Annotated in this window: 7 protein-coding genes; all 7 read right to left on the bottom strand. The window is 55.6% G+C overall.

Going from position 1 to position 2,349, the window contains the following annotated elements; all coding sequences use genetic code 11:
- On the bottom strand, positions 1-163 hold a 163-nt coding region (locus CINSTRO3249_RS15180; RefSeq protein ID WP_217265406.1), incomplete at its 3' end, for a putative phage tail assembly chaperone.
- A 35-nt stretch (positions 164-198) separates the two neighbouring features.
- Entirely contained in the window at positions 199-429 is a 231-nt protein-coding gene (locus CINSTRO3249_RS15175; protein WP_125933220.1) for a hypothetical protein, read from the bottom strand.
- A 12-nt stretch (positions 430-441) separates the two neighbouring features.
- Positions 442-903, bottom strand: coding sequence for a lysis protein (locus CINSTRO3249_RS16925; RefSeq protein ID WP_125933219.1), 462 nt, complete (start codon positions 901-903; stop codon positions 442-444).
- Between the two features lie 6 nt (positions 904-909).
- Complete coding sequence (locus tag CINSTRO3249_RS15165; protein WP_074013839.1) at positions 910-1,440, bottom strand: lysozyme; 531 nt, start codon at positions 1,438-1,440, stop codon at positions 910-912.
- Positions 1,430-1,612: a phage holin family protein gene (locus tag CINSTRO3249_RS15160; RefSeq protein WP_074013838.1), complete on the bottom strand. Its 183-nt coding sequence runs from the start codon at positions 1,610-1,612 to the stop codon at positions 1,430-1,432. The genes CINSTRO3249_RS15165 and CINSTRO3249_RS15160 overlap by 11 nt, the downstream gene beginning before the upstream one ends.
- Positions 1,613-1,616: 4 nt before the next feature.
- On the bottom strand, positions 1,617-2,084 hold the full coding sequence (locus CINSTRO3249_RS15155) for a phage protein (protein ID WP_074013837.1): 468 nt from the start codon (positions 2,082-2,084) through the stop codon (positions 1,617-1,619).
- A partial coding sequence (locus tag CINSTRO3249_RS15150) for a DUF2586 family protein (RefSeq protein ID WP_125933218.1) occupies positions 2,081-2,349 on the bottom strand: 269 nt, incomplete at its 5' end. The genes CINSTRO3249_RS15155 and CINSTRO3249_RS15150, both read right to left, overlap by 4 nt.

Genomic DNA, 2,349 nt, shown 5'->3' with positions numbered 1-2,349 from the left:
CCGGGACCACAATGCGGCGTAAATAGGTCACCGTGGGAGCTATCTTGTTATCCATCGCCATATCGTTAATCAGGCTGTTGTAGGCGGTGGTGTTGGGGGCAAACGCCAGTTCCTGGCCTTTGATGGTCAAAATAATGTGGCTTTCTGTGCTGCTTTTGCTCATGGGGATCATTCCTTTTCGTTGATAAATGTCGTCATTCACGCTTCACGCTTAAATACGGTGCGCAGAAACGCCAGGACAATCGTGGTGGCGATAACGGTACCCAGGCTGATGGGGATCGGCGCCAAACCCAATGAAGGGCCTAGCAGGCTCCACGCCCATAACAGCGCCCATGCTACAACTAACGTCGGCGTGAGCATGAATATCAGCACAAGGATAAAACCCAAAACCCACTCCGCTGTGGTGAGTTCATGTGTCTTAGATGTCATAGTGTGAATACCTCATGGTTTATTCCGGCAGATTTGTCGCGCGTAGTCTTGCAATCCGTTTATTTGCTCTGTCGCAATCTCTATTCGTCGTCTGAGGGTGAAATAATGTCGTTGAGCGGTGTAGTCAAGTCTGGCGCGGGCTGCATCATCCATGCTGGCGGCGGGGCGATGTGCTGACACGGCGGGGCAGATGGCACGGACCTGCAACCGACGACGACCGTCAGCCACATCGCGCTCAAGCTGCGCAATACGTTTTTTGTCATTTTCAAGTTCTCGCGTGTGTTGCCAATCCAGCGCGGCGACGGTCTGCATCTGGTGAGTTAATTGCACCATCGCCGCCTGCCGGGATTCGGCTTGAGCCGCGACGCGCTGGCGTGATTGTTCTGCACCCTGGTACAGGGAGCGATAATACAGCGCCGTACCGGCCATCAATGCCAGCAAGGCGACTATCGTGAGAGGCGTTGTCCAGCGCATCGTTTTTTATCCTTTAAGGCACAACTGGCGCTCGGCTTCCCGGCGTTTTGTGAGACCGGGGTACTTGCCACCATTATCAAATTCAGGTAAACGCTCACACATCTCACGCCATTTCCCCTGCTGCGCCAGTTTATGGATCGTCGTCTCATGGCGCTGGCCATCCTTCCCTTTGTAGGTCCGCAGGCCGTAGCAGCCGGTATTGAAGGCGCTCGACGTCATGGCGCTGAAGGTGTTGTCCGACATCTCACTCCCCCGGAAATACCTGTTGATGCAGTGCTCTGCATCCAGAAGATTGCGCTGCCAGTCCGCAGCTATCTGTTGGTCGTTCTTGTGAGTGCCGGGCTTGACGCCATGGGTATTGCCAATACCGTCGGTTAATCGGCCAGCGGGGCAGCGTGCCGGCTCCCGGAGACACCCTTCCGCATGGCCGATAAGCGCCAGCCCTTCTGCGTTGGTGCGTACCTGCCCCCAGGAGGCAACCAGGGCAATGATGGCGGTCACGGCACAGGCCGGCACTATGGCGCGCTTAATGCTCATGGTGTGTCGTCCTGAAACGGTATTCCTTGTGCCGGTAAGCCCAGTTCAGCGCAAAGGTTGCCAGCGAGCAGACAATACCGGTTATCAGCGCCCATTCACTGAGCGAAAACACACCCAGCAGGCAGGTTATCAGGCCCCAGCCGTAAGCCGAGCCGGTGGTCACTCTTTCCATGGCCTTATCCCGTTAATTTTTGCGTCAATTCTGATTCGAGGATGGACAACTCGCCGGTATTCACAAAGTTCGGCGAGGTTACAAAGAATTTGATTTTATGTGTCAGCGTTGCTCCGCCTTTCGGATCAACATCGATAATGTCGCTGAGGAGCAATTTGCAACCAAAGGCTTCAACCTTTAATTCTCCCTCGCCCGTTTTGGCATACCACATCAGATCAACGGGCGGCAGACCTCGCCAGCTGCCGGCGGCGCGCGCCTTGGCAAAAATTTGCGCAAAGGACTTAGAGCTCAGCTCAATTTCCCCTTCGGCAGACATATCTCCGGCGACCCAGCCATCGGGTATGCCACGGGTCAGGGCAACGGCGGTGTTGTCGGTAATGCTCAAGCTGACCTTTTCGACGTGGATCAGATCGCCATCAAGGGTAAAGTCCACCGACTGGCCGGAAATACGTTGATAGTTCTGGTAATTCATCTTTTATCCTCCAGCGTCCGGTCAACTTCCAGGCTTACGGTGATGCCTTTCGGGCATTCATACGGGCGGATGACCAGATAAATTTCGACTTTGGTGGCGCTGCGCCAGACGATTTGCACATCGCCCTCCTGGGGCGGTTTGACTTCGCCGGGAAAGCTCGCGCCGTTAATCTGGCTGCCGCGCGCCATGTCGCGCAGGGTGCGGGCAAAATAAGACTGGTGCGCCGCGATACTGCCCGGCGTGCTGTTCAACGTGCGATCGGCAA

The organism is Candidatus Sodalis sp. SoCistrobi, from assembly GCF_900143145.1.
Classification (GTDB): domain Bacteria; phylum Pseudomonadota; class Gammaproteobacteria; order Enterobacterales; family Enterobacteriaceae; genus SoCistrobi.
The sequence above is the reverse complement of the archived record's forward strand: the minus strand, read 5'-3'. Positions and strand labels throughout refer to the sequence as shown.